Origin of the sequence: Bradyrhizobium sp. INPA03-11B (assembly GCF_040446015.1) — a bacterium.
Classification (GTDB): Bacteria; Pseudomonadota; Alphaproteobacteria; order Rhizobiales; family Xanthobacteraceae; genus Bradyrhizobium; species Bradyrhizobium macuxiense_A.
The window spans coordinates 12,026-36,207 of record NZ_JASGSR010000009.1 but is presented as its reverse complement, the minus strand read 5'-3'; the positions used below and the strand labels follow the sequence as shown (position 1 = coordinate 36,207).

The 24,182-nt window shown below is 66.0% G+C and carries 24 protein-coding genes; 10 read left to right on the top strand and 14 right to left on the bottom strand.

The annotated features are described in order from the left end of the window. Positions 1-8 precede the first annotated feature (8 nt). The gene (locus QMZ05_RS05630) at positions 9-1,307 is read right to left on the bottom strand and encodes an HlyD family secretion protein (RefSeq protein WP_353699880.1); all 1,299 of its coding nucleotides are present in this window, start codon (positions 1,305-1,307) and stop codon (positions 9-11) included. 190 nt (positions 1,308-1,497) lie between these two features. On the opposite strand from QMZ05_RS05630, the gene QMZ05_RS05625 reads away from it, so the two are divergent. Further along, positions 1,498-2,139 (top strand): TetR/AcrR family transcriptional regulator, encoded by a 642-nt coding sequence (locus QMZ05_RS05625; RefSeq protein ID WP_050425589.1) that lies wholly within the window; start codon positions 1,498-1,500, stop codon positions 2,137-2,139. Positions 2,140-2,371: 232 nt separating this feature from the next. Further along, positions 2,372-3,214, top strand: a complete 843-nt coding sequence (locus tag QMZ05_RS05620; protein ID WP_353699879.1) for a GNAT family N-acetyltransferase — start codon at positions 2,372-2,374, stop codon at positions 3,212-3,214. A gap of 192 nt (positions 3,215-3,406) precedes the next feature. Here QMZ05_RS05620 and QMZ05_RS05615 read toward each other — a convergent pair whose 3' ends face one another. The 4 genes from QMZ05_RS05615 to QMZ05_RS05600 form a co-directional block, all read right to left on the bottom strand. Next, on the bottom strand, positions 3,407-6,079 hold the full coding sequence (locus QMZ05_RS05615) for an alpha/beta hydrolase fold domain-containing protein (RefSeq protein ID WP_353699878.1): 2,673 nt from the start codon (positions 6,077-6,079) through the stop codon (positions 3,407-3,409). 315 nt (positions 6,080-6,394) lie between these two features. Further along, positions 6,395-7,099 carry an SDR family oxidoreductase gene (locus QMZ05_RS05610; protein WP_353699877.1) on the bottom strand — a complete coding sequence of 235 codons (705 nt, stop codon included), beginning with the start codon at positions 7,097-7,099 and terminating at the stop codon, positions 6,395-6,397. 144 nt (positions 7,100-7,243) lie between these two features. Beyond that, positions 7,244-7,564: a DoxX family protein gene (locus QMZ05_RS05605; RefSeq protein ID WP_353699876.1), complete on the bottom strand. Its 321-nt coding sequence runs from the start codon at positions 7,562-7,564 to the stop codon at positions 7,244-7,246. Between the two features lies 1 nt (position 7,565). Beyond that, positions 7,566-7,946, bottom strand: coding sequence for a DUF4267 domain-containing protein (locus tag QMZ05_RS05600; RefSeq protein ID WP_353699875.1), 381 nt, complete (start codon positions 7,944-7,946; stop codon positions 7,566-7,568). Positions 7,947-8,067: 121 nt separating this feature from the next. Here QMZ05_RS05600 and QMZ05_RS05595 point away from each other — a divergent pair, with 121 nt between their 5' ends. Both QMZ05_RS05595 and QMZ05_RS05590 read left to right on the top strand, forming a co-directional pair. Beyond that, positions 8,068-8,658, top strand: a complete 591-nt coding sequence (locus QMZ05_RS05595) for a TetR/AcrR family transcriptional regulator (protein ID WP_353699874.1) — start codon at positions 8,068-8,070, stop codon at positions 8,656-8,658. Between the two features lie 185 nt (positions 8,659-8,843). Next, positions 8,844-9,662: an extracellular solute-binding protein gene (locus QMZ05_RS05590; protein ID WP_353699873.1), complete on the top strand. Its 819-nt coding sequence runs from the start codon at positions 8,844-8,846 to the stop codon at positions 9,660-9,662. Here QMZ05_RS05590 and QMZ05_RS05585 read toward each other — a convergent pair. The 5 genes from QMZ05_RS05585 to QMZ05_RS05565 form a co-directional block, all read right to left on the bottom strand. After that, on the bottom strand, positions 9,636-10,334 hold the full coding sequence (locus tag QMZ05_RS05585; RefSeq protein WP_353699872.1) for an ABC transporter permease: 699 nt from the start codon (positions 10,332-10,334) through the stop codon (positions 9,636-9,638). The genes QMZ05_RS05590 and QMZ05_RS05585 overlap by 27 nt on opposite strands. Positions 10,335-10,389: 55 nt before the next feature. Continuing rightward, positions 10,390-10,773: a response regulator gene (locus QMZ05_RS05580; protein ID WP_146990688.1), complete on the bottom strand. Its 384-nt coding sequence runs from the start codon at positions 10,771-10,773 to the stop codon at positions 10,390-10,392. A gap of 115 nt (positions 10,774-10,888) precedes the next feature. Beyond that, positions 10,889-12,103, bottom strand: a complete 1,215-nt coding sequence (locus QMZ05_RS05575; RefSeq protein ID WP_353699871.1) for an extensin family protein — start codon at positions 12,101-12,103, stop codon at positions 10,889-10,891. A gap of 819 nt (positions 12,104-12,922) precedes the next feature. Further along, a complete protein-coding gene (locus QMZ05_RS05570) occupies positions 12,923-13,264 on the bottom strand; it encodes a hypothetical protein (RefSeq protein ID WP_353699870.1) in 342 nt (113 codons plus the stop codon). Between the two features lie 102 nt (positions 13,265-13,366). Continuing rightward, positions 13,367-14,179, bottom strand: coding sequence for a DUF2147 domain-containing protein (locus QMZ05_RS05565; protein WP_353699869.1), 813 nt, complete (start codon positions 14,177-14,179; stop codon positions 13,367-13,369). Positions 14,180-14,361: 182 nt separating this feature from the next. On the opposite strand from QMZ05_RS05565, the gene QMZ05_RS05560 reads away from it, so the two are divergent. The 5 genes from QMZ05_RS05560 to QMZ05_RS05540 all read left to right on the top strand — a co-directional run bounded on the left by QMZ05_RS05560 (position 14,362) and on the right by QMZ05_RS05540 (position 19,377). Continuing rightward, a complete protein-coding gene (locus QMZ05_RS05560) occupies positions 14,362-15,120 on the top strand; it encodes a DUF2147 domain-containing protein (RefSeq protein ID WP_353699868.1) in 759 nt (252 codons plus the stop codon). A gap of 187 nt (positions 15,121-15,307) precedes the next feature. After that, positions 15,308-16,411, top strand: coding sequence for a helix-turn-helix domain-containing protein (locus QMZ05_RS05555; RefSeq protein ID WP_353699867.1), 1,104 nt, complete (start codon positions 15,308-15,310; stop codon positions 16,409-16,411). Between the two features lie 130 nt (positions 16,412-16,541). Then, positions 16,542-17,189 (top strand): septation protein IspZ, encoded by a 648-nt coding sequence (locus QMZ05_RS05550; RefSeq protein WP_353699866.1) that lies wholly within the window; start codon positions 16,542-16,544, stop codon positions 17,187-17,189. Between the two features lie 124 nt (positions 17,190-17,313). Beyond that, the gene (locus QMZ05_RS05545) at positions 17,314-17,640 is read left to right on the top strand and encodes a hypothetical protein (RefSeq protein ID WP_353699865.1); all 327 of its coding nucleotides are present in this window, start codon (positions 17,314-17,316) and stop codon (positions 17,638-17,640) included. Between the two features lie 156 nt (positions 17,641-17,796). Next, entirely contained in the window at positions 17,797-19,377 is a 1,581-nt protein-coding gene (locus QMZ05_RS05540; protein WP_353699948.1) for a FecR domain-containing protein, read from the top strand. A 93-nt stretch (positions 19,378-19,470) separates the two neighbouring features. Here the strand turns inward: QMZ05_RS05540 and QMZ05_RS05535 are convergent, their stop codons facing one another. The 3 genes from QMZ05_RS05535 to QMZ05_RS05525 form a co-directional block, all read right to left on the bottom strand. Further along, positions 19,471-20,298, bottom strand: a complete 828-nt coding sequence (locus QMZ05_RS05535) for a class I SAM-dependent methyltransferase (protein WP_353699864.1) — start codon at positions 20,296-20,298, stop codon at positions 19,471-19,473. 97 nt (positions 20,299-20,395) lie between these two features. Further along, positions 20,396-20,869: a hypothetical protein gene (locus QMZ05_RS05530; protein ID WP_353699863.1), complete on the bottom strand. Its 474-nt coding sequence runs from the start codon at positions 20,867-20,869 to the stop codon at positions 20,396-20,398. An 18-nt stretch (positions 20,870-20,887) separates the two neighbouring features. Beyond that, positions 20,888-21,193 (bottom strand): nickel-binding protein, encoded by a 306-nt coding sequence (locus QMZ05_RS05525; RefSeq protein ID WP_050424385.1) that lies wholly within the window; start codon positions 21,191-21,193, stop codon positions 20,888-20,890. A 155-nt stretch (positions 21,194-21,348) separates the two neighbouring features. Here QMZ05_RS05525 and QMZ05_RS05520 point away from each other — a divergent pair, with 155 nt between their 5' ends. Further along, positions 21,349-23,160, top strand: a complete 1,812-nt coding sequence (locus QMZ05_RS05520; protein ID WP_353699862.1) for a transcriptional regulator — start codon at positions 21,349-21,351, stop codon at positions 23,158-23,160. On the opposite strand, the gene QMZ05_RS05515 is transcribed toward QMZ05_RS05520, so the two are convergent. Next, positions 23,161-24,036 (bottom strand): NUDIX domain-containing protein, encoded by an 876-nt coding sequence (locus tag QMZ05_RS05515; protein WP_353699861.1) that lies wholly within the window; start codon positions 24,034-24,036, stop codon positions 23,161-23,163. Positions 24,037-24,182: the final 146 nt, after the last annotated feature.

Here is a 24,182-nt window from a genome sequence, read left to right as displayed (position 1 = left end):
TCAAGGCATCACTGAGGATGAATCATCATCGGCGAGTCGAGGTCGGTATCGGCGTCGGCATCGGCCGCGCCTTCGCGGGTGTCGACCGTGGTGTAGACCGACATGCCGGCACGCAGCAGGCCCTGCTTGGCGACGCTGTTCGGCACCCGGATGCGGACCGGCAGGCGCTGCACGATCTTGGTGAAGTTGCCGGTGGCGTTGTCGGGCGGCAACAGCGTGAACACCGAGCCCGCCGCCGGCGAAATGCTGTCGACGATGCCGGTGAACTTGCGGAAGCCGTAGGCGTCGACCTTGATCGTCACCCGCTGCCCGGTGCGGATGCGCTTGAGCTGGGTCTCTTTATAGTTGGCGTCGATGAAAACGCCGTCGAGCGGCACCACGTTGCCGAGCCGCTGGCCGACATTGATGTAATCGCCGGTGTTGACCAGGCGGTTGGAGAAGGTGCCGTCGACCGGCGCGCGCACCTGGGTGAAATCGAGATCGCGTTCGGCCTTGGCGAGCTGGGTCTGCAATTCGGCGAGCTGGGCGCGGGCCTCGGCCTGCTGCGCCTTGGTCACCTCGACATTGTCCTTGGCGGCATCATAGGCCGCCTGCGCCGAGCGCACCGCTGCCGCACCCTGGTCGCGGCCGGCTTCGGACACCTCGAAGGTGGCACGCGAGGCAAAGCCCTTGGTGCTCAGCGCCTGCTGGCGATCGTAATCGAGATCGGCGCGCTTCAGGCCGGCCTGCGCGGACACCAGCTGCGCCTGCGCCTGCTCGACCGAGCTGACCGCGGCCGCAACCTGGCGGCCGATCCGCTCGATGGTCGCCTGCTGCGTCCCGATCCTGGTGCGGGCGGCGTCGACCGCGATGCGATAGTCGCCGTCATCGATCCGGAAGATCACTTCGCCGGCGCGCACCAGCGCGTTGTCGCCGGGCAGGATCGCCGCGATATGGCCGGCGACGCGCGCGCCGAGCATGGTGTTGTTGGCGCGGACATAGGCGTCGTCGGTCGAGACGTAGAAGCGCCCGACCATCAGGTAATAGGCGGCATAGCTTGCGGCCGCGATCGCGAGCAGGCCGACAATGCCCATCAACACAAATCTGCGCTTGCCGGATTTCGGCGCAGCGGCAGCGGGCGAAGCCGCCGGCTGCTCGGGAGCAGAAGCGGGCGGAGCTTCAGCGGGGCGCTTGTCGGCGGGTCCCTTGGCTTCGTCGACCCTCGCCTGCTCGCCGAGATCGGCCGATGCGTCGCGCGCCATCGCGTCCCCGGCCATGTCAGGCCCGGAACGAACAATGCGTGCAGCCTGATCCCGTGCTGCGGCCATAGCCGAGGCTCCCCACCAAAAATCTTGACGCCCGCAATGGCGGAATAAGGGCCGTGCGGCGCATCGTCACCCCCACCAATACCATTGACCGAACGGTTCGGTCAATCTATATTCCCGGCGCACGAATTATAATGGTTCGATTCTCCCATTGGCTCATTCTGGGTGAGTTCTTTCGCGAGAAGCTAAATCAATGGTTGCAGCCCCCCGAACCTCCCTCCAGGCCGTCGGCGAGGAGGAATCCTCGAAACGCCGCCAGATCCTCGACGGCGCCCGCAAAGTGTTCCTGGAACTCGGCTTCGACGGCGCCAGCATGGGCGAGATCGCCCGCGCCGCCGCCGTCTCCAAAGGCACGCTCTACGTGTATTTCCCCGACAAGGCCGGGCTGTTCGCGGCGATCGTCGAGGAGGAGAAGCTCGAACAGGGCAAGGTCGCCTTCAATTTCGATCCGGCGCGCGACGTCGACACCACCCTCCCCGAATTCGGCCGCGCCTATGTCGCCTTGCTGTGCCGGCCCGGCGGCGGCTCGGCGATCCGCACCGTGATGGCGATCGCCGAGCGGATGCCCGAGCTCGGCAGCCGTTTCTACACTCACGTGATCGCCCACACCGTCGACCGCTTCGCCGCCTATCTGGAGGCGCGCGCCGCGCTCGGTGAACTCGTGATGGACGACACCCAGCTCGCGGCCTGGCAGTTCATGCAGATGTGCCAGGCGACGCTGTTCCAGGCATTCATCTTCCAGGCCAATCCCTCGCCCTCGCCGGAGCGGATCGCAACCGTCGTCGACAGCGCAACGCGTGTGTTCTTCGCGGCGTACCGGCCGAAGGTCGGGTAAGATCGGCGCTCTTTCGCGAACCACCGCACTCTTGGTCCCGTCATGCTGAGGTGCTCGCGTAGCGAGCCTCGAAGCATGCGCGGCCCGGCTGGTGGCCGTCGTGCTTCGAGACGGCCGCTGCGCGGCCTCCTCAGCATGACGGACGTCGGATTCATTAGTCTGCCACCGGGGTCTTGTTCTTGCTCCGTTGATATGCACGATCGATAACTCCGGCCCGACGAGACTATTGGCCATGAGCGAGTTTATCATCCGCACGATGCGATCCGACGAGATTCCGCTCGCGGTGGATTGGGCGGCGGCAGAGGGCTGGAATCCCGGTCTCGCCGACGCGCCGTGCTTTGCCGCAGAAGACCCGCAGGGCTTCTTCATCGGCGAGCTCGAGGGCGAGCCCGCCGCCGTGATCTCCTGCGTCAATTACGGCGCGCAGTTTTCCTTCCTCGGCTTCTACATCGTGCGTCCGGATCTGCGCGGCCGTGGCTACGGTCTGAAGATCTGGAATGCGGCCATCGCGCATGCGCGCCCGCGCGTGATCGGCCTCGATGGCGTGGTGGCGCAACAGGCGAACTACCAAAAGTCCGGCTTCGCGCTCGCTTACGCCAATGTGCGCTACGGCGGCACAGTCGCAGCGCCTCCGGCGCTGAACACTGACGTCGTCGCGCTGACCGATGTACCCATGGCGTTGATCGAGGCCGATGACGCGACGGTGTTTCCGGCTCCTCGCCCGGCCTTCCTGTGCGCCTGGATCAACACACCGGGACATATTGGACGTGCGCTGCTGCACGACGGCAGGCTGGCCGGCTGGGGCGTGATCCGTCCGTGCCGCACCGGCCGCAAGATCGGTCCGCTCATTGCCGATGATCGCGCGAGCGCCGAGGCCGTCGTGGCAGCTTTGCTCGCCGGCGCAGGCGGCGGCGACATCTTCCTCGATGTCCCCGCGGTCAACCGCGACGCCGTCGCGCTGGCGCAGGGCCTCGGGCTTTCACCGGTGTTCGAGACCGCGCGGATGTACACCGGCGCGATCCCGCCATTGCGGATCGATCGCGTGTTCGGCGTCACGACGTTCGAGCTCGGCTAGCGCCCTGGCGTGCGCCTGCGTGATTTCGGAATATTAGAAAATACCCGTGAGTTGCCCGACGTGTCAAGTAGCCGGGTCGGACGCCGGCCGCCGGCTCCTTTGCATGGGGTTGTTTTCGATATTTTGGCAACGCGCCTCCCCCGCGAGCGGGAGAGGGAGCGCGCCGCATTTGCTGCTGCCATTCGATCCGGTCTAGTTCGCGGCCGCGTTGACCTTCGGCGCGGCGACGTTGTCCTGCTCCAGCTCCTCGGGCAATCCGGCGAAACGCCTGAGCGCCTTCGCCATCTTCACGCGGCCGCTGACGCCGGTGATGATGACGTCGACCATCACGAACGACGAGTGGAAGTGGCCTTGCGCCTTGAGCTGCTCGACCTTGACTCCGGCCTTGGCGAGCGCGTCGCCATAGGCAATGCCCTCGTCGCGCAACGGATCGAACTCGCTGGTTGCGATGAACGCCGGCGGCAGGCCTTCGAGCTTGGCGCGCAGCGGCGCGACGCGCGGGTCGGTGCGGTCGGCCGGCGAGCAGTACAGATCCCAGAACCAGAACATCAGGCCACGGGTCAGGAAATAGCCGGCCGCGTTGTCGACATAGGATGGCCGGTCGAAGGTCGAGTCGGTGACCGGGCAGATCAGGAGCTGGCCTGCGATCTCCGGCCCGCCGCGGTCGCGCGCGAGCTGGCAGGTGACGGCCGCGATATTGCCGCCGGCGCTCCAGCCCGCGACCAGCACTGGACCGGTCCTGCCGCCGAGCTCGGCGGTGTGGGCCGCGATCCAGCGCGTCGCCGCATAGCCGTCCTCGGCCGCAGCCGGGAAGCGATGCTCGGGCGCGTGGCGATAGCCGACGCTGACGATGATCATGCCGGTGCGCCGGCACAGATCGCGGCAGAACGGATCGTCCGACAGCTCGTCGCCGAGCACCCAGCCGCCGCCGTGGAAATACACCACGACCGGATGCGGCCCCGGCGTCGCCGGGCGATACAGCTTGTAAGGCAGCGGGCCGTCCGCGCCCTGCAGCAAACCGGTGCCGACCTCGCCGACCGGTCGTCCCGCAGGACGGCCCTTGTTGAACTCGGTGAGGAAGTCGCGCGCGCCCTGCGCCCCCATCGTCTCGAGCGGCGGCAGGTTCATCTCGCCGAGCAGGTTCAGCACCAGCCGCACGTCCGGCTGCAGCCGCACGATCTCGCCGTCATTGCACTGCTCGGCAACGCCGGGACCCGAGAGCTTGAAGCCGAGCATGCCGCGGCCGACCACCTCGTTGCAGATGCTGCGATACGGACCGACGCCGCCCGTGTAAGGCATCACGCCCTGCGGCTTGCCGGGCACGTTGGCGCCCGTGTACCAGGTGTTGGCGAGCCGGTGCAGCGTCAGCGTCGCGCAGTCGGCCATGTGGCGTTCCCAGCCGGCCTGCGCGGCCTCGGTTGCCTCCATCGTGGTGAAGCCGGCGTCGCGCAGCGCGGCGATCCGGTCGACCACCCAGTCGACATGCTGCTCGATCGAAACCGCCATGTTCGACAGCACCGACGGGCTGCCGGGTCCGGTGATCATGAACAGATTGGGGAAGCCCGCGACGGTGACGCCGAGATAGGTCTGCGGTCCGTGCGCCCAGACATCCGACAGCGACTTGCCGCCGCGGCCGGAGATCGGATGCACCGCCATGATGGCGCCGGTCATCGCGTCGAAGCCGGTGGCGAACACGATGACGTCGACATCGAAGCTACGCCCGCTGGTCGAGATGCCGCTGGCGGTGATCGCCTTGATCGGCTCTTGCCGCAGATTCACCAGCGTCACGTTCGAACGATTATAGGTCGCGTAGTAATTGGTATCGAGGCAGGGCCGCTTGGCGCCGAAGGGATGATCGTGCGGGGCCAGCGCCGCGGCCGTCCCCGGATCCTTGACCACGGCGCCGATCTTCTCGCGGATCAGGTCGGCGACGAGCTTGTTGCCGTCGACGTCGACGGCCTGGTCGGCCCAGAGCTGGGTCAGGATGTGGACGAGGTCACCCGCCGCCCACGCCTTCTCGAACCGCTCGCGGCGCTCGGCGTCGCTCAATTGCCAGCTCACCACGGTCTGCTGCGGATAGGGAACGCCGGCCATCGACCAGCGCGCCTGCTCGCGATAGGCGGCGCGGTCGGTTTCGAAATAGGTCTTGCGATCCTCCGGCGCCGGGCCGTTGCCGGCAGGCAATGCGAAGTTCGGCGTGCGCTGGAACACGGTGAGTTGCGCGGCCTGTTCGGCGATCAACGGGATCGACTGGATGCCCGACGATCCCGTGCCGATCACGGCGACGCGCTTGCCCTTGAGATCGACGCCCTGATGCGGCCAGCGGCCGGTGAAATAGATCTCGCCCTTGAAGTCCTTGACGCCGTCGATCTCCGGCGGCTTCGGCGACGACAGGCAGCCGGTCGCCATGATGTAGTAGCGGCAGGAGACATTGGCGCCGTTGTTGGTCGATATCTGCCAGCGCGCGGTCGCGTCATCCCAGGTCGCCTGCGTGACCTTGGTGCCGAACCTGATATCACGGCGCAGATCGTAGCGATCGGCGACGAAGCCGAGATAGCGCAGGATCTCCGGCTGGGTCGCGTATTTCTCCGACCAGGTCCACGCCTGATCGAGCTCCGGATCGAACGTGTAGCTGTAATCGATGGTCTGGATGTCGCAGCGCGCGCCGGGATACCTGTTCCAGTACCAGGTGCCGCCGACATCGGCGCCCTCTTCGAGCGCAACTGCCGAGAAGCCCGCCTTGCGCAGCCGATGCAGCAGATAGAGGCCTGCGAAACCGGCGCCGACGACCGCGACGTCGACTTGCTGCGTGGTTCCGCCGTGCGTGGAGTCCGAAGCGCGTGCTGCAACTGCTGCGTCTGGCATGCCATTCCTCCCGTATGTTTTGATTTTGCGGAAGGCTAGCCCTGTGCTTTCAGTTTGTCATCACGACAAACGCAATCTGAGGTCGCCGCAATTGTGACGTGTGCGGCCTGGGACGCAAAGCGCAGCGCGTAGACGCAAGTGTCTTGCCGCGAGTGCGGCATTCACATCGGCGAAAGCCGACGCGTGACGGTAGACCCGTCATCCTGAGGAGCACGCGCTTGCGTGCGTCTCGAAGGATGCACGGCCATCGATCGGGCCGCACATCCTTCGAGGCTCGCTGCGCTCGCACCTCAGGATGACGGGTCCACCAGTCGATCAAATCGACCGCATCAAGCCGCCATCGACGCGGATGTTCTGGCCGGTGATGTAGCCCGCGCCGTCGGAGACCAGGAAGGCGATGGTCGCGGCGATCTCCTCCGCCTTGCCGTAGCGCTTCATCGGCACGCTGTCGCGGCGCTCGTCGGTTGCCGGCAGGCTGTCGATCCAGCCCGGCAGCACATTGTTCATGCGGACGTTGCTGGCGGCGTAGCTGTCGGCGAACAGCTTGGTGAACGCTGCGAGTCCGGCGCGGAACACCGCGGATGTCGGAAACATCGCGCTCGGCTCGAAGGCCCAGGCGGTGGAGATGTTGACGATCGCGCCGGACTTCTGCGCCTGCATGTAAGGTGCGACCAGACGCGTCGGGCGGATCACGTTCATCAGATAGACGTCGAGGCCGGTGTGCCACTGCTCATCGGTCAATTCGAGCACGCCCGCACGCGGGCCGTGGCCGGCGCTGTTGACCAGCACATCGATGCGGCCCCAGCGCGTCATCACGCCGTCGACGGCGCGCTTCAGGTCGTCGTTGGAACGGTTCGAGCCGGTGAAGCCGAGGCCGCCGAGCTCGGCCGCCAGCGCTTCGCCCTTGCCCGACGACGACAGGATCGCAACGCGAAATCCATCTGCGGCCAACCGCCGCGCCGCTGCCGCGCCCATGCCGCTGCCGCCTGCGGTGACGAGTGCGACCTTCTCCAAAGCCATGACCGTTGATCCCATTTAAATGACGAAGCTGGCGCTAGGTCTACCATCAGGGAACGCGCGGCGCGACACCTTGGGCGTGGGCTCACTACCGGTCATGACCAGATCGCCGGAAGCGGAGATGAACCTGGTTGGCAAGGTCGGCGCTCACGACGAGGTCGCGGCAAGCGCAATCAGGACGACGAAGACGCCAAGCGGCACAAGGTGCGAGAAATCACGGTGGCGTAGAACAGTGAAAACCGCAGCCGCAATGATGGCCGCCCCGAGCGCGATGCCGACAATGCGGCTGACGGGAAGCGCAATCAGAATGGCGCTGGTGATCTCCAGTCCACCGGTAAGAATCCCCCACCAGATGGGGTAACCCCACCGGGCGAAATCGCTTTGCGTCGCGGACGCGCTGATCGCGTTGAAGACGCCTGCGCCAAAGAAGCCGGCAGCGAGGAGCCAGATTGAAATGGCATGCATCATCTCAGGCTACTCCAACGATCAGCGGGATGGCGGCAAGGATCATGACCGCCGCCGTGAGACCGTGCATCCCGAAGGCACTCTTGGCGGAGCCTTTCGCGGCGAGAATGAGCAGCATGTCGCCGACGGGAATGATGGCTTCAACAAGCAGGATGAGGCCGACATCTCGCGGCGTACCGAACGCCAAGAACGCCAGCACGACCAATCCCGCGACGATGTCGCGCACCCCTTTGAGGCGAAGCCACCAGGCGATGTTGTTGCCGCTTTCGGGAAGTGGCAGGCCGAAGCTGCGTGTCATGGTCCTCGGGCTCGCGACGTAGCCGATGCCGATCGCGATAATGCCGAGGGCGACGAGCAATCCCGTGCCGAGCGCAAGCCATTGCATCACTCTGTTCCCTTTCTAGCCGAAGAACATCTAGCACCGCTAGATAAATAGCATTGCTAGATTGTCAAGCATCGGTATGCTATTGAAGTGGCTGAACCTTCCAGATTCGGGAGATCGAGGATTGGGTACCGCTGAGCGAAAAGGCAGGGACCGGGCTGCGCGCGAGCATCGCATTATCGCAGCCGCGCGGGCGATCGCAGAGCGCGAAGGATGGGATGCCGTTACGGTCCGCCGCCTCGCCGACGAGATCGAATACAGCCAGCCTGTCCTCTACTCACACTTCAAGAACCGGGATGCGATTGTTGCGGCAGTTGCAGTCGAGGGTTTCAAGGAGCTCACAGCCGCACTTCGCGAAGCGGCGAGCGGATCGACAGGACGAAACGCACTCAAGAACGTCGCTCTCGCCTATCTCGCCTTTGCGCTGGATCGCCCCGCGCTTTACGATGCCATGTTTGTGCTGCCAACGGATTTGCGGTTCGCCGAAGCTGGCACCAGACCCGAACTGCGGGCTGGTTTCGAAGCACTTGCGGCGGTCGTCACGCCGTTTTGCGTCGAGGTCGCCGACGTGACCGAGACGTTTTGGGCGGCCCTTCATGGGGTCGCCACACTCGAACGTTCAGGCAGAATTCGGCCCAGCGCGCGCAATGAGCGCATCGCACTTGTTGTGCGGGCGATCGTCGTTTCAGGAAAGAGCCCGCGTGTTGGCGGCTGAGACCGTTCGGACGCTTGCCGGCGAACTTGCTCGCGCGGAAAATGAGCCGGTGGGCAAATGAGGGGATACCGCAGCGTGATGTAAACGCAGAATAAGTGCCGTCACGTCGCGGGGAATCGTGCGCTTTGCCTCGCCGGATCAACTGAGGCATGGTGACCATTGTCCTTTCATCATATCCGGACCACATGACCTCCCTCCTCCGACATCTCATCATCGCGGCTGTGCTGCTGTTCGCTGGCCCCACCCTGGCGCAGACCCGGTCCATCATCGTCGCATCGACGACTTCGACCGAGCAGTCCGGCCTGTTCGGCTATCTCCTGCCGCGGTTCTCGGAGACCTCGGGCATTGCAGTGAAGGTGGTAGCGGTCGGCACCGGACAGGCGCTCGACATCGGACGGCGCGGCGATGCAGATGTCGTGTTCGTGCACGATCGCGTCGCCGAGGACAAATTCCTGGCCGAGGGCTTTGCGACCAGGCGATACGACGTGATGTATAATGATTTCGTGATCGTCGGCCCAAAGGCCGATCCGGCGCACATCGCCGGCGACAAGGATGTCGCGGACGCCCTGCGCAAGATTGCCGCGACGAAATCAGCCTTCGTCTCGCGCGGCGACCACTCCGGAACACACGAGGCCGAGCTGCGGCTCTGGAAGGATGCCGGCGTCGATCTCGCTTCCGCAAAGGGGCAATGGTACCGCGAGATCGGCCAGGGCATGGGCCCGGCGCTCAACATGGCCGCGGCGTCGAATGCCTATGTGCTGTCCGACCGCGGCACCTGGTTGTCGTTCAAGAACCGCGGCGAGCTCGCCGTGCTGACCGAAGGCGACCGGCGGCTGTTCAATCAGTACGGCGTGATGCTGGTCAATCCGGCGAAGCATCCGACGGTGAAGGCGGCGGACGGACAGGCCTTCATCGACTGGCTGATCTCGCCGGCCGGGCAGTCGGTCATCGCCGGCTACAAGGTCGGCGGCGAGCAGCTATTTTTCCCCAACGCTGCGCACTAGCACAAACGCGACCGTGCTGACGCTGACGCTCAGCGCAAGCAGGATCACGCCGAGACCGAGACCAAGCGCCAGTTCGCCCTTGCTGGTCTCGAGCGCGATCGCGGTCGTCATCGTTCGCGTGTAGCCGCTGATATTGCCGCCCACGATGATGATGGCGCCGACCTCCGCAATGGCCCGGCCGAAGGCGGCGAGGAACGCGGTGAGAAGCGAGGCGCGACCGAGCGAGAACACCAGCGCAAGGCTGCGCAGACGCGACAGGCCATCGGTGCGGATCAGGTCCGCATATTCCGCCCAAAGCAGCGCGATGGGACGATGCACCAGCGCCACCACGATCGGCGTGGCAAGGATGACCTGCGCCACCACCATCGCCGTCGGCGTGAACAACAGACCGGCGGAGCCCAGCGGCCCCGATCGCGACAGCAGGAGATAGAGCCCAAGACCGACCACGACCGGCGGCAGGCCAAGACAGGCATTGGCCAGCACGATCACCACCTGCCGGCCGCGAAATCTGGAGATCGCAAGCCAGCCGCCGATCGGCGCCCCGATCAGCAGCGCGAGCAGGCTCGCCAACAGGCTGACGCGCAACGACAGCGCCACAATCCCGAGCAACTCCGGATCGCGGCTGGCGATCAGTGATGCCGCCGCCGTGATCGACTGTGCGAAGTCATTCATGCCGGTCTAGAAGCACAATTTCAGCATTGCCGATCTTGCCGGGGCGATCGCTCGCTCAGGCCGGCGCGCCGTTCTTCAGCAGCTTGGCGATGGCCGCAACCAGCTCGTCGGGTGAGAACGGCTTGTTCAGCAACACGCTGTCGGGCACGCCCCTCGTCGGCCATTCGTCGCCGCCACCGCCGGTGATGTAGAGCACCGGGAACGACGGATCGATCTCGCGGGCGCCGCGCGCCACACGCCAGCCGTCGAGCCGGCCGAGCAGGCGAATGTCGGTGACCAGTGCACTGTATTTGGTGCGGAACGCCTTCAGCAGCGTCAGGGCTTCCTCGCCCGAGCCTGCGATCGCCGGCTCGTAGCCGCCATCCCTCAGGGCGTCCTCCACCATCATCTGAAGATCACGATCGTCTTCGATGACGAGAATGATCGGAGCGTCTTGCAAAGCTATCCCCCAGAAATCAGCCGGGTGCGCTCCCGGCTCCGAAGCATATGCAGAATAAAAGTGGCTACCGTTTGCACGGTGTCACCCAGTAAAAATACGGGTATCAGACGCGTCCCTATTCGTCGGCGAATTCGTCTTCTTCGTTGACCCCCGCCTTACCCCGCGGGGCCGGCTTTCTGCCGCCAAGCGATCCTGTGACATAAGGCTCGCGCGTTGCATAGGGGTTACGGCCGCCGGCGCGCGCCGCGACCTCTTCGCCGGAGACAGCGGCGGGCTGGCAGATCAGGCGCCGGCTGGCCCGGCGCATCAGGTCCACATGGATATGGTCGTAATGGTAGACGTTGGACCCCGGCGCCAGCACCGTGGTGAATTGCTGGCAGGCGGCGGCCTGGACATCGCGCAGGAAGCCCTGCTCCTCCGGCAGACCCTTCCAGCCATCCTTCACCGAGATGCGGCGGCCGTCAGACAGCGTGAAGGCCGCGATATCGAGCGCGTTGCCGAAGGCGTGTTCGGAAATATGCGCGTGCGAATTGCCGTTCATGCCGCGGCACGAATAGGCCGAGATCTGCTTGATCTCGACGACGCGCGCGCCGAACCAGCGCTGTGCCGCCGGCTGCACGGAATCCGCGAGCCAACGTTCGAGCACCGACACGATCGGGCACGCCAGCGTCGCCGCCGGCTTCACCGCGACCGGGCCGACCGTCCCCACCGGGTTGCCGTTCGACGGACCAAGCCGCGGCGGCGGCGCGTCCTGAGGCTGCTGGGAATAAGGCGCAGGTGAATAAGGCGCGGCCGCGCCCTCGCGCTGCGGATTGCGCGGCAGGCCAGGATAATAAGGTCGCTCGCCGTTTGCATCGGGCGAGCCTTCCGGCGGCAGGTCGATCTCGCCCTGCTGCGGCGGCACGCCGGGGGCCGACAGCGACACCGGTCCGTTCGGCTGGCGGCCATAGTTCGGCTGGCTGACGGCCTGATCGGAATACGGCGCCTGCGCAGGCGGCGGGCTGGGTTGACGATTGATCGGCCAACGCGGCTGGTTGCCGACCGATGCCGGCGGACGCAGGCTGTCGTCGGCAAATCCGTAAGCCGAGCTGGCTTCGCCGAGCGCGGCGACCTTGAGCGGGAACTCGGCGCCGCAGACACCCGGGCCGGAAATCGGATCGATGCGGACGAGGTCGGGCCCTTCCTTCACCGCGCCTGATTTCAGGCAAGCGGCCTCGGCCTCGGCCCGCCACGGTTCGCGCTCGGCAGTCTGAAACAGACCGCGGCCGCAACCAGCAAGCGACACAAGGACAAGGGAGCCGACGAGATACAAACGAACTCCACGCGTCATGGCGCGGAGGTTCTGCGAATTTGATTAAAAGACTCTTCAACGCAATTCGACGGAATGATTTCAGGCGGTCTTAACCATGCAGTGGAACCCGGCAAAGCAGCGCGCGTGTCTTGCCGCGCAGTGCTTGTTGTGTCGGCAACTGACGAACGCGCCGCATCACGCCGCAGAGGTGCGAGGAGATCGCCGCTCGTGTCGTGATGGAGAATGCGCTGGCATTCGACATCCGTGTCCAGCGTAAAAATTCAGCCGGAGATAGTCGTTACTAACATCACAACCGAGGTTGGGAACTAACGGACGGTATCCGGTACTGGTTGGTGCATAGCTCCTTCGCAACGCCCCGGAATATATTTGCGGCCGCTTCAACGCCTTGATTCGGCGTCTGTTTGAGCCACGCACCGCAACGCGGCATGGCGTGGGAACACCGGGCCGGACAGCACCGCTGACTTTATCGGCCGGGAACCAGTTGCTAGCTTTTGCGTTAAAGCGGGCAGCGTTGTGAACCGAGGGAGTTTCCCAATGGATTTCGCGAGTCCTCTGCTGAGCAAGCTGAGCATTGTGGCCGCGTACATCGCGTTAGCCTTCGTCGGCGCCATCATTCTCGGCGTGTTCTAGAACATTCGACAGGCAGTGAGTTCAGCGCCCGGCGGCCGCCCCCCGCCGGGCGCTTTGTTGTTTTGTCGATGCTAACTCGCCCGTCATCCTGAGGTGCGAGCGGAGCGAGCCTCGAAGGATGCACGGCCACAGTCGGGCCGTCCATCCTTCGAGACGGCGCTACGCGCCTCCTCAGGATGACGGACCAGAGAGCACCTCAGCATCATTTCAAAAATTCGAGCAACTCGATCCGGTGATGCCGCCGATCGTGAAATCGTGGCAGACGAGCCCGGGATTTTCGGGATCGGGATAGCCGTCGTCGCGGCGGCGCGGCTCGCGGATGGTGTGACTGAAGCGCCAGCCGCGGGCGCGCATGCAGCTCTTGTATTGCCGCGACGTCGGCGTGCCGTTCTGCGGCGCGCCGAACTGCGCATCGCTGACCGCGGCATCGACATGCAGCGCATCGTCGCCGCGCCGCTGCTTCAGCATGTTGGTGTAGATGTCGTTGTCGGCATGGGCGGCGGCGACGCTGCCGGCGAGCAGCAGCGCGGCCAGGCTCAGGCATCTCATGCTTGCCTCCATCGCTTGCGAAGACAGTGTTGACCTCTATCGGTCGCGCACGACGGGACGGAAGGTTCGAAGGCGCCCGGTTACAAATTGGACATTTGGCAGTCAGGAGCGCGGCTCGGGCCGGAGCTGCCCCTGCGTGATGACCCGCGCCCGCGAATGCGAGACGCGGATCCAGTCGGCGCCGGTGCAATAGAAGCGGCCGAGCACGCAGGATTCGACGCGCAGTTTGTCCGCGCCCGTCAACGCGATCGTGCCGTAACGAATGCTGCCGCTGTCCCGGCTGTAGACGCCGCCGGCCCAGTGCGCGTCCTGCTTCGGCTTCATGTTGATCAGCACCGCTTCACCGAGATCGCGCGTGGTCCTGTCGAGCGCATAACCGCATAGCGCGTTGCCGCAGAGACGAACGCGCACCAGGTTGTTGGCTTCGGTCTGCCAGTCGCCGACCGGGCCGTCGTTCGGCTCGTCCATCTCGCGCGAGACGCGGATCACCGGCGACGCTGGACGCACGGGCGCTGCAGGCACCGCCGCCGGAAGCGGAGCTGCGACAACCGGCGGCGGCTGGGGCGTCATCACACGCGGTGGCGGTGGTGGCGCGGCAGCCGGCGGCGGCGCGGCCAGAGCGGGCTTGTACACAATGACCGGCGGCGTCGCGGGTGGCGCAGCCGGTGGCGGCGGCGGGCTTGCGGCCGGCGTGACGGGGATCGCCGCCGCTGCGGGTGCGGGCACCGGCCTCAGCGTACGGCCATTGTCCTCGTCGCGCCTCGATCTATCAGACACCGAGACGCAGGAGAGCGAGCGGCACCGCGTCGAATCGAGATGGACGCGGTGACCGCCGATCGAAAACGAGATGCCCTCGCCGGCATGGGCGAACGGCGCGATCAGCATCAGCGCGACGAGCAGGCAGGTGCGCTTCATCGAAGCCTCCAGAACATCCGATGACGCTTAAGGAGGCGGTGCTCACGGCGCAGTGACTTGCGTCACCGTGACGATCCTTCGGCTGCGTCCGTCGGCGTGATGCGGATCACAGAAGCTGGCCCCGCGGCCGCGTAGCGTCCGGACCAATCGATCCACCCCTCCCAACGCCACGGAGAACCCAGATGAAGAAGCTCGTTGCGATCGCCGCGCTGCTGATGGCCACCACGTCAGCGCATGCCGGCGGCACCGGCATCACCTTTGAGATCGACGGCCAGCGCGTCCATGTCGAGGCGCCGCGCAATTGCAGCGCGCTGTCCTGCATCCGCATCTCGGCGCCGGGCTACAACGGCACGATCGGCGGCATCAGCAAGACTCTCGGCTCGAAGTCCGACGATGATGATGCCGCCGCGACGAGCTCGCCGCCACCGGCGGTGCCCGCTCCCACGCCGGTTCAGGCCGCCGCGCCGCAGCCGGCCGCGCCGGTCGCCGCCGCGGTTCCGCCGCCTCCTCCGCCCCCAGCGCCACCGGCAAATGTTGCGACGGTGGCCCCCGCGCCCGTCGACGCCGCACCCGTTGCGCCTGCACCGGCTCCGGTCGCCACACGGCTTCCGCCGCAGCCGCAGGCCGCGACAGTTGCCGCAGCGCCGGTAGCGCCGCCGACCGGACCGATCGGCGTCTGGGCCACCGAGGAGAACAAGGGCAACGTCCGCGTCGAAGCCTGCGGCGCCAATCTCTGCGGCTATTCCGAGAAGACCAACGAGCGCATCCTGATCAACATGAAGCCCGACGGCAGCAAGTGGAGCGGCCGCATCCACGATCCCGATTCCGGCCGCAACTACGACTCGACGATCGCGATGAAGGGCCCGAATGCGATGCGCGTGCAGGGCTGCGCCTTCGGCGGCATGTTCTGCGGCGGCCAGACCTGGAAGCGGGTCAGCTAGCACGTCGCATTTCCGGATCGCCCTGATGTCCGCCGCCGCGCAAACGGCGAGCGGACATCGGTTGTTTTGCCCGTTCGCTACCTCAGATGACGGTTCGGACCGGCCCGGCGGTCGCTTCATGTCGATTGCCGGACGAGCTATAAGCGTCGCAGTGTCGAGGTTGATTTGAACCTGCGGGCGGCTTGCGATGGCGATGACGGCTCTTGAACTCGGTCTCCGCGGCGCGGTGGTCGCACTGTTCCTGGTGGTCTGCGCGGTGCTGCTGCTGCGCTACGCGGCGGTGCATCGCGCCGCGCATCTCGGTGCCGCGATGGGCGCAGCCGGCGCGTCCTACGCCATTTCCACCGCGCCGTTCTTTCCCGCATCGTCATTCGGTTGGAGCTCTCCGTTCATCGCCTTCGCGATGGGCTCGCCGGCGATCTTCTGGCTGTGGGCGCGGGCGATGTTTGACGAGCGATTTGCGCTGCGGCCTTGGCACGCGGCGGTGTGGACGCTGCTCGCCGGTCTTGGCGTCATCAGCCACAATTGCTGGACGATCTGGCCCGATCTCGCCGGGCCGTGCGGCCGCGCCCTGGCGCTGGCGACGATCGCCTTTGCCGCGCTCGGCGTCGCGCAAATTCCGAAGGGATGGCGCACCGTCGCGGCGACGGCGCGCGGCCGGATCCTGATCACGCTGATGATCGGCATCGGCCTGCAGATGATGTTCGCCGCGTCGGCTGGCCTCGCCGCAATTCCAACCCGGTCGATCAATCTCAGCGCCGCGCTCGCCCTTGCCGCATTCGCGCTGATCTCGATCTGGATGATGCTGTTCGATCCGCCCGAGAGCCAGCCGGCCGTCGCCGGCGGCGGCAACGGCCAGGCCGCGCGGGGGGCACGCGCGCTCGCGCATGGCGGCCCGCCGGCGTCCAGCCAGGCCGCGCTTAATCACCTCAGGCACCTGATGGCGACCGAGCGCACCTATCGGCAGGAGGGGCTGACCATCGGCGTGCTCGCGGTCAAGCTCGGCATGCCGGAATACCGGTTGCGCAGCCTGATCAATGACGGGCTCGGCCACCGGAACTTCAATGCCTTCCTCAACCGCTATCGGCTCGACGAGGCCAAGGCGGCGCTCGCCGACGCCGGCCAGGCCGAGGTACCGGTCCTGACGATTGCGCTCGATGCCGGATTCCAGTCGCTGGCGCCGTTCAACCGCGCCTTCAAGGCGGACACCGGGCTGACACCGACCGAGTTTCGTCGCCAGGCGATTGCCGGGCAAACCGCGGATGCGGCGAAAATCGCCCGGCCGGAATGAGAATTCGCTCCTCGATTTCAGAAATCGATAGGCTTGCAGCCCCACAATCTGCCTAGCTGCGCCGACGCAGGCGCCGCGTCGCGGCAAGGCGTGATCAGGCGTGACAAAGGCAAGCGGAGCGCAACGGCCCATGAAGCATTTCCTCACCGCGGCACGGCTACTGGCCCTCGACCTGGCGTCGACCCTCGTCTTCCTTGTTCTGTTCCTGCTGACGCACAATACGGCGCTCTCGGTCGGCCTCGGCATCGCGTTCGGCGTCGTGCAGATCGGCCTCCAGATCATGCGCGGCAAGCGGATCGACACCATGGAATGGCTGAGCCTGTTCCTGGTGGTCACCGCAGGCACCGCGACGCTCCTCACCAATGACCCGCGCTTTGTGCTGTTCAAGCCGAGCGTGATCTACGCCATCGTCGGCGTCGTAATGCTGAAGCCCGGCTGGCTCAACCGCTATCTGCCCGCGATCGCGCAGAAAGTCGTGCCCGATGTCGCCGTCAAGGTCGGCTACGTCTGGTCGGGGCTGATGTTTATCTCCGCCGCGGTGAACGCCTTCGTCGCGCTGACCTGCGAGATCACGACCTGGGCGGTCGTGATGCCGATCTTCGGCATCGTCAGCAAGATCGTGGTGTTCCTCGGCGGCTTTGCCGCGCTCCGCCTCACCGCCCGGCGCCGCATCCGCGCCATGCCCGAAGCCGAGCGCGAAGCCGTGCTCGCGCTCGAGGGGACTCCGGCGGCCCGCGGTGCCGTAACGGCGGATCTCACGCCGTCTGCGAGTGGTTAACGAAACAAACCGGCGCGCGACGAAACCATTTTGCCGGGCGCACGAAGAATCCCTGAAACCAAGCCTCCCTAGTGATGCGCTGGACGACGCGCTGCATCGGCGCGATCACCACAAGGGGGACAAAATGGCTTTCACCGCTTCCGCGCTTCGTCACGGCAAACTGCTGGCGGCAACCGCGTTCACGCTCGGTCTGTTGACCTCAGCGTCCTATGCCTACACCGACGAGCAGCAGCAGATGTGCACCGGCGATGCGATGCGGCTGTGCAGCTCGGAAATCCCCGATGTCGATCGAGTCACCGCCTGCATGGTCCGCCAGCGCGCGCTGCTGAGCGACGGATGCAAGGCCGTATTCCACTACGTGCCGCCCGCCACCTCCGCGCAGCCCGCGAGCTATTCGCCCGCAGCCAAGCCGGCGAAGCCGCTCAACATCACCCCGCACAAGCGCGGCTGATCCAACCCCTTCCCGACCAACGAATGAGCACCGCCTCCCGCAGGGAGCGCGGTGCTTGATCGTTCCGGTCCGTCATGACAACAAGGCAGGACCGTTCATTCGGCATTCAGCCTGACGCGGCTCAATTGCCGATCCCCAATGCCTCCCCGGGAATCGATGGTGATGCGCCGCACCTTTCTCTTTGCGCTCCTGCTTGGTGCCGGCGTCACCATGGGTTGGCATACAACGGCCAATACCGCGCCCGGCCTGACGCAGCTCGCGCAAGCGCAGCCTGCGCCTTCCGCCCCGGCGCCGACTGCAACACCGGCTGCTCCTGCTCCCGCAACACCTGCGCCTGCAACTCCGGCGCCAGCCGCGAGTGCGCAACCGACTGCGCCCGAGCCGATCGGCAACGTCGCGACGCTGACCGGAACCGCGACCGTCACGCGCAACAACACCACGACGCCGCTGCAGATCCGCGACGACATCTTTGCCAATGACGATGTCGCCACATCGGCGACCTCCTCGCTCGGCATCACCTTCAACGACGGCACCACCTTCAATCTGCGCGCCAACGCCAGGATCACGATCGACAACTACGTCTACGAGGACGGCGGCCAGCAGAACGCTGCGCTGTTCAACGTCGCCAAGGGAACGGCGGCGTTCGTCGCCGCTGCCGTCGCCAAGACCGGCGACATGAAGATCTCGACGCCGACCGCAACCCTCGGCATCCGCGGCACCACCGGCCTTGTCGAAGTGCCCGAAGGCGCCACCGCGACCAGCAACAATGTCGGCATCAAGCTCTATCCCGACGCCGACGGGCATGTCGGCCGCATCGAGGTCAACGACCGCGCAGGCGCCTCGCTCGGCGTGCTGACGCGCGGCGCGAGCGGCTTTGCGATTCGTCCCGGCACCGGTGGCGCCCGCTTCGCCGCGGTGCCGCTGACGATCTCGCCGCAGCAGATGACGCGCGACCAGGGTTTCGTGCGTGCGGTGCATTCCGCGCAGACGCTGGGCCGCCAGGTCGTGACCGAGCAGCGCGACTTCCGCAGAGCCAATCCGGACTTCCGCAGGACCAATCCGGCGGCGCCCTATCCGAACCGCGGCCAGCCAGTGCAGCCGAACCCGCAGCGCCAGAACGGCCTGCCGGGCCAGAACCGCAACGCTCCGCAGCAGCCGGGTCAGCAGAATCGTCCGGGCCAGTTGCAGCAGCCCGGTCAGCAAAACCGTCCCGGCCAGCCGCAGCAACCCGGCACGCCGGGCCGGCAAGGTGCGCAACAGCCAGGCTCGCAGCAGCCGGGCACGCAGCAGCAAGGCGGCGCGCAGCACGCGCTGCCCGGCCAGCCCGGCGGCACAACGCTGCCGCACGCGCCCGGCGTCCAGACACCGGCCGGACAGCAGCAGCCTGCGGGACAACAACCCGCACGTCAGGGCGGCGCGGCGCAGCCCGGCGGACAACAGTCGCCTGCACGTCAGGGCGGCCTGCAGCCCGGACGCACACAGCCGCCGGGCGGCGTGCGCCAGCCAGGACAGCCAGCGACTCAGCCGGCTCATCAACCCGGCGTGCCGCGACAAGGCGCGGCACAGCCCGCACCGCTGGCACCGGGCCAGGCGCGGCCCGGCATTCAGCAGGCTGCACCAGGTGTGCGCCCCGGCATGCAACGGCCCGCCGTGCAGGCACGCCCAGCCTTCCAGCAACGGCGCGCACCGCCGCCGCGCGCGGCAAGGCCGCAGCCCAAGGACAAGCGCCATAATTGAGCCATCGCATGGGCTCCTGCGATCGAACCAACGAATGTGGCGCCGGCGAGAACGCCGGCGCCACGCTCAGATCGACGAATAGCCCGCGGGAGCTCAGCCCCGCCTGGTGATGACAGCCTCGAGATATTCGCTGGGGATGACCAGCGTGCCGTCCTTGGCGACATTGAACCGGTCCATCAGGCCGAGCATGTCGGTCGCGAGCAATTGCTGCTTGACGGGATCGATCGCCCCGAAGGCTTTCAGCACCGGACCGTAATAGGTGCGGAAGATCTCGAGGAAATGCTCGCGCGACCGGTAGCGGAAATTGAAGTGCATGCGTTTGGCATCAACCGTCGTCCGCGGGCCGAACAAGGCGCCGAGATGCGCCTCGGTGCCCCACAGCGCGGGAGATTTCACCCCCGGCGCCGGCGGCACATATTTCCCGATGGTCTTGAACAGCTGGCCGATGAATCCCTCCGGCGTCCAGCTCGCCAAGCCGATCTTGCCGCCGATGCGGCAGACGCGGCGCAGTTCATTCGCCGCCTGCTGCTGATCGGCGGTGAACATGACCCCGAAGGTGGACAGCACCACATCGAAGCTCGCATCGGCAAACGGCAGCTTCTCCGCGTCCGCTTCCTGGAACGTGACGGGCAGACGCTCGGCGGCCGCCCGCTCGCGGCCACGTTCGAGCAACGCCGCGACGTAATCGGTCGAGACCACGTCGGCAAAGCGCCGCGCTGCGGCGAGCGTCGCATTGCCATTGCCGGCGGCGACGTCAAGCACCATTTGATTGCTGCGCAGGTCGACAGCCTCGCAGAGCGTTTCGCCGACGATCTGAAGCGTGATGCCGACGATCGCGTAGTCACCCGAACTCCAGGTGGCTTGCTGGCGCGCCTTGACGGCGGCGAGATCGACGACGGGCATTTCGGTCTGAATATTCATATGCTTCTCCTTTGAAAAAGTGGCGCGGCCCGCGGCAAGGCGGCTGGCTTCGCCGGAAATCCGCGTCGTGCGGGCAATGACTTCAATGTGCGGCGCGCTACGTGCGATAGCCGAGAAGCGCCGGGATGGTCGATGCGGCAACGATGCTCCAATCGGTGCGATGCCTGCAGCCATGCCCGCTACGCTGGGTCCGGACCGCTTGCTTCACCAGGGCTGCGCGATGCTCGCGAACGACCGGCTCCTCCGCTCTCGTGAACACGGGCGAGGACAACCCCGCGATCATCAGCCCAAGCACCGCACTTCGAATGATCGACTGCGAACAGCGGATGCCGCCGGCCTTGGACCGCCGGCCGCGGTGCTTGCGCGGCATCAAGCCACTGGCTTGCCGCTCGCGGTGCGCGAGCATACCTGCGACCGATTGATTGACTAGTCTGCGGATGCGCAAAAGCAGGATTGAAAAATGCCTTCGCACCGAATTTGACACGAACTCCATGAATGAAATCGGCATAATCGTTTCCTTGATCGAATAGAAAATGGCGGCCCGGATGTTGGTTTGGCCGGGATGCGCCATGCGACGCCTCGCCAGGCGTCATTCGGCTGCAATGGGCGGTTCGACGGGATCGCCGCGCACCACCACGGTTGCCGCGACCTTGTAGAATTCCTCGCCCGGCATGCCGACGCAGCGCGCATGCTCGCGGATCGAGTCACCGTCACGCGCCTCGTATATGCAGAACGTGCCAATGCGACCATCCGCCTCATGCACCACATAGCTGCGGATCCAGCGGACGCGGTCCGGCATCTGCTCGTCGCCGATCCGCGCGGACGTTGCGCCGGCGAGTTCCAGTTCGCCCATGTTCGCCCACGCGCTTGGGCGGCGAATGACATAGAGTTCCATCGAAATCTCCTGAGTTGCGACGGTTGAACAGCAGGGCTGCGGTGATCGCGGCCATGGTCAGCTATAGACGCCGTCGACGCCAACTGTCCTTACCGCGGGCTGATCATTGTCTGATCTTTGCCTGAACCTTTTCCGGCGACCCCGGACCTATACACATGGCATTCTCATTTGGACTGTTCGAGCTTGATGAAGCTGGACGCGTGCTGCTGTGCGCGCGCCAAGAGATCGCATTGCAGCCGCGCGTGTTCGATTTGCTGGTCTATCTCGTCCGCCACCGCGAGCGCGTCATCTCCAAGGAAGAACTCCTCGAAGCCGTCTGGCCTGACGTCACGGTCACCGACAACTCGCTGCAACGGGCGGTGAGTTCATTGCGCGCCGCGCTTCGCCAGGGCGGCATGGACGGCGCGGTTCGAAACCTGCCGGGCAAGGGATATCGCTTCTTTGTCGATTCCGAGATCAGGCAGCCGGAACGGATCGCCCGAAAGCAGGCCGATGGCCCCCTCGGACTCGCCCGCCGCGCGGCGGCCGCGCAATTGTGGCTGCAGGCGGCAACCCTGTTCGAGAGTGCCAAGGACGACCGTCAGCTGAGCGCCGAAGATCTGCACGATTGGGCGCTCGCCCTGCAATGCCTGGGCAAAGCTGCGGCAGCGATCCCGATTCTGGTTCGCGCGGTCGCCGCGCGCAGCGAGGCCGGTGATGCCACCGGAGCCACGGTCGATGCGATCGCGCTCTCGGGTCTGCATTTCGAGAGCGGACAGGCCGCGATCGGAAAGGGCTGGCTCGCGCGCGCGGAAGATTGGGCCTCAAAGCTCGACGATCCTCCGACGACCGCCCTGTTGTTGTGGATGAAGTCGAAGCTGGCGGCGTTCGACGGCGAGCCCGAACAGGCACTCGCGTTGGCCGACGCCGCCTACACGTCCGTCAGATACAAGGATGCGCTCAACGTCGAAGCGCTGAGCCTGGCCTATCGCGGCTTCTATCGGCTGTGCCTCGGCGATACGCATGGCGGACTGGCCGATCAGGACCATGCCGCCGCGGTCGCGCTGTCCAGCAACAATCTGGACCCGATCATGGGCGGCAGCCTCTATTGCAACATTCTCTGGGCCGCCCGGATGTTCGGAGATTGGGCACGTGCCGACCAGTGGACACGGAGCTACCAGAATTTCTGTTCGAGCAGCGGCATGGAATTGACAGGTTCATGCCAGCTGCATCGCTCGGAGGTGCTCGGCATCAGGGGCTCGCTCGACGAAGCGCTGGCTCGTATCCAGGACGCGCTGGCGCGGCTGACGAGCGATGCGCCATGGTCGATGGGCGATGCCAACCGGGTGCTGGGCGATATCCTGGCTGCGATCGGCGATGACGATGCAGCACTTGAGGCCTACGACAGGGCCTACACACTGGGCTGGTGCCCGGAGCCGGGCCGCGCCATGCTGTTGCTCGCAAGAGGCGAAGCGGAAGCCGCCTATGCAGGCCTGGAACGGAGCCTGATCGGCAAGACCTGGTGGACATTGCAACGGCGGGGAATCCTGCTCGCCCATCTGGCGCTGGTTGCTGCACACACGCGTCGGAGCGGTCAGGCAAAGGCATTGATCTGCGAACTCTCGGGAAATCCGGATCGCTGGCCGATGCCCTCGATCCGCGCGCTCACCAACGAAGCGCAGGCGATCCTCGCCCTCGCGCGCCAGGATCATGAAGCAGCCATGCGGCATCTCCATCTCGCCCGCCAATTGTGGTCGAGCATCGAAGGGCGGGTCCAGGTCGTGCGCCTGAGATTGCAGATTTCCAGGCTCCAGCTCGAGCGTGGCGATAGTCGCGGCGCCATGGCCGAAGTTCATGCCGCACGGCTGCTGGCAACCGAGCTGGGTTCGCCAAAGCGCGTTGCCGAGTGCGTTGCCCTGCAGCAGCAAATCGAGACTTCCCGGCCGGCCATGCCCCGGGCGGAGCGACGGCAGGCAGTGTCCCGCTGATCACGCCGCGCGGCGCAGCCAGTCGCGCACGCGCTCGATCAGGTTCTTGCGCGGGATCGGCTGAACGGCCGCGGCAACAGGTTCGATCTCGCGCGCATCCGATGGCGACGCGTCGGATGCCTCCGCTTCCACGACAGGCTCGGTTGCGACCGCTTCGCGGCCATCCACAGCGCTATGCTCCGGCGCGACGGTGCGCCGGTCCGGCCCGGCATCCACCGCCGGCATCTCCGCGAGATCGGACGTCTCCGCCGTGACCGGCGACGGCGCGTCAACGACGATTGGCGTCTCGGCCTCCGCGGGCACTTCGGTGACCATGCGCTCTTCAGCGACCACGGACATTTCAGCGGCCGCAGCCATATCGGCGTCGACGGGCGTTTCAGCGACCAACTCCTCCGCAGCAAGCCGCACACGGCGGCGCTCTGCGGCGGCAACGCGCAAGCGCGCGCGCCGCTCGCGCTCGGCGTTCGCCGCGGCCTGTAACGCGATCGGGCCGACATTCTCCAGGAACGCGCGTTCATAGCCGCGTGACAGCCGCTCCAGCGCCGCATCGAGCGGCAGCCAATCGACTTCCCTGATGTCGCTCATCAATTCGCGCACCGGCTTGCCGCCGGCATCCATGCGCCAGTAATGCACCACCTTGGAGCGCCCGCCTGAATCATAGACCAGCGTGCCCAGGAACTCGTGCACGTCGACGTCGTGGCCGGTTTCTTCCAGCACCTCGCGCTCGGCGGCGGCGCGCGCCGTCTCACCGTCGTCGAGCTTGCCCTTCGGCAGCACCCATTCATTGCGCTTGCGCAGGCGCACGACGGCAAAGCGCGGCGGCGCCTCCCGCCGCAGCACAATACCTCCCGCCGCCAGAACAGGCGTCCGCGCCATCTCATATCCCAAAGGTTTGCGATTTAGGATCGTCGCACGACGATCGCAGCCATTCTAAAGCATGATCCGGAAAAGTGGAAACCGCTTTTCCCTCGCGACAAACGCAAAATGCATTTGCGCGGAGATCATGCTCAAACAATGACATG